Here is a 2,680-nt window from a genome sequence, read left to right on the forward strand (position 1 = left end):
CACTACGATCGTACTACTACGGTTATTGGTAGCATGGTGCGGTGCCGCCCACCAACCTCGCCCGCCGTCAAGGCACGATCCAGCACCGCCCCGACCTGCCCGGTCCCCCCGGGAATCACGACCCGCATCCCACTCCCTCCACCGACTACAACGACCCTAACCCCAAAAACTGAACGCGTTCAATTACCTCCGGCCGTCAACACACTGAGGGATGAGACAGCCGACGAAGACCGACCCGAAAACTGGCAGACACTCACCACGCCGGACTGTGAGCCGGTGAGCACCCACCAGCAGCCCGTTCAGCCAGGTCAGCGCAACGACCACGGCCCCAACCAACAAAGAAGGCAGCGCCGCACCAGCGCCCTCGCATCACCACAGGCCAGGCAGACCTGGCTCGCAGCCGACGCGCGCACTCTTACGCCGCCCAGGCGAAACAGCCGCAGCCATAGCCACGCCACGCGCCGCCGAGCCCCGGCCGCCCTTCTCAACACCGCTGTGCACCAGACCGCCAGCCCACCGTCCGCTAGCTGGATGCGGTCATGATCTCGGTGCAGTCGGACGATGAGCGCTTGCCGCCCAGGACCGGGGTTCGCTGCTGATCCCTGGCGCAGGACTTTGATGGCGGCAGGGTCTGTTGCTCGGTGTGCGATGGGGCGCAGCCTGCGGTGCGGTTGCGGGATAGCGGGCGCACCATGGCAACGTGCGCGCCCCATGACCGAACCACCCGTTCCCTGACATGCCCTGGAACAGGCGGTGGGCAACAGGCAGCAGCCTCCTACGAGCTGCAGAGTCCGGCTATTCGTTGGACGGTCGTCGGGCTTTGGCGCGGCGGGGCCGTCACGCGGCTTGGCTTGTCGGGAGTGGACAGCTGGCCGAGGTGGTGGTCCACGATGGCGGACCTTTGGCCCGACCGGCACCGGGGGGAGGCAGCCGGTAGGTGTAGCGGCCGTCCGGTGGCTTGGTGATGTGGATGCGGTCGGGGTGGGTGTGTTTGTAGCGGTTGTGCCATCCGCAGGTGAGTTCGAGCTCGTCGATGTCGGTGGGGCTTCGGCCGAGCGCCCAGCCGTTGATGTGGTGGCGGCGCAGGATGCGGAAACGGTGGGTGCACCTCTTCGTGAGCGCCGGCGTCCCCCGGCCGAACTCGGTGCGTCGAAGCCAGGCCCGCAACGTCCCGGGGCCCTCGTGGGCGAACTCCTCCAGCACCGGCTGGGGAAGCCGTCCCTTGATCTTGACGCGCGCCGCATCGACGCCACGGTGCGTCCGGACCGTGCCGTCATGGGGGTGATCGACCGGCACGGCCTCCGACGGGGAAGTCCCGTCCTCCGCCAGCCAACGGTCGAGGTCGGCGGCCACCCTGCGCGGATCCTTCGCCCGAAGGCACAACCTCGCTGAGACGTGCAGACATCAGGTGACCTGGGCGATTGATCAGGCCCGGCACGCGGTTCGTGCCGCGTGGCACATCACATGCTCCTCTACCTCGGACGGGGTGCGAGATGGGCTGGTGCGAGGCCACGCCGGTCCGGTGGTCCAGCCGGTCCTGGCGCTGGTCGCGGTACGGGACGTGCCCAACTGCCACAACTTCTGGCAGGCGGTGGGTTCGCGGTTTCACCGCTGGCGAGCGTGCACGGACTGATGCTGCTGGGCTGATCAGCTGGCAGGTTGGTGTGGGCGATCAGGCCCTGGAGCGTTCGCCCTGGCGGGTGGTCGACCAAGCTGCACAGCGCGCGGCCGCTCCGGGCCTGCGAACAAGGTCCAAAGCCGTTGGCCGGGGTCCTGGCCCGTTGCTCAACCGGCCGACCAGGTCGGTTATCGGCTGCGGCCCACTCGAGTACTGCGAGCGTCATGCAGTCGAGCGTGCACATCAGGCCACAGCGCGAACCGGTTGTTCAGCCCGTGCGCGATCTCCGGCACCGACATGATCCGGGCGCGCGCCGTGGCCAGCTCCACCGCGAGCGACAGCCCGTCCAGGTGTCGGCACAGCTCCTCGACCGTGCCGGGCTGCAGTCCCACGCCGGACGCGCGGCCTCCACATCAGCGCCGTCAACGAAGGGCTTTGATGGGGGCAAGGCTCCCCTGCTCGGTGTGCGAGGGGACGCGGCCTGCGGTGCTACTGCGGAGGTCAGCGGGCACATCTTGGCAACGTGCGCGCGCCCCATGACCGAACCGCCCGTTCCCTGAAATGCACTGGGAACAGGCGGTGGGCAACAGGCAGCAGCCTCCAACGAGCTGCCGATTTCGGCTATTCGTTGGACGGTCGTCGGGCTTTGGCGCGGCGGGGCCGTCAGGCGGCTTGGCTTGTCGGGGGTGGACGGCTGGCCGAGGTGGTGATCCACGATGGCGGGCCTATGGCCCGACCGGCACCGGGTGGGTGGAGGCGGTAGGTGTAGCGGCCGTCCGGGTTCTTGGTGATGTGGATGCGGTGTGGGTTGGTGTGTTTGTAGCGGTTGTGCCAGCCGCAGGTGAGGGCGAGTTGGTCGATGTCGGTGGGGCTTCGGCCGAGGGCCCAGCCGTGGACGTGGTCGACCTCGCACAGCGTCCCGGGGACATCGCAGCCCTCGACCGCGCAGGTGGAGTACAGGGTCTCCAGGACCTGGCGCTGTGGGGCGGTGGCGAACCGGACCCGATGGCCCAGGTAGAGCGGGGTGTTGCCGCCGCCGAGCAGGAGGGGTGAGACTCCGGC

Annotated in this window: 3 protein-coding genes; all 3 read right to left on the reverse strand. The window is 68.6% G+C overall.

The features are described 5' to 3' along the window. Window positions 1–837: 837 nt before the first annotated feature. Window positions 838–1,353 (reverse strand): hypothetical protein, encoded by a 516-nt coding sequence (locus ETD96_RS43175; protein WP_138642256.1) that lies wholly within the window; start codon window positions 1,351–1,353, stop codon window positions 838–840. 453 nt (window positions 1,354–1,806) lie between these two features. After that, window positions 1,807–2,010, reverse strand: a complete 204-nt coding sequence (locus ETD96_RS43180) for a hypothetical protein (RefSeq protein ID WP_138642257.1) — start codon at window positions 2,008–2,010, stop codon at window positions 1,807–1,809. Between the two features lie 271 nt (window positions 2,011–2,281). Further along, window positions 2,282–2,680, reverse strand: a 399-nt coding sequence (locus tag ETD96_RS45585; protein ID WP_171069527.1) for an HNH endonuclease signature motif containing protein, incomplete at its 5' end; no start/stop codon positions are given.

This window comes from Actinomadura geliboluensis (assembly GCF_005889745.1).
Classification (GTDB): Bacteria; Actinomycetota; Actinomycetes; order Streptosporangiales; family Streptosporangiaceae; genus Spirillospora; species Spirillospora geliboluensis.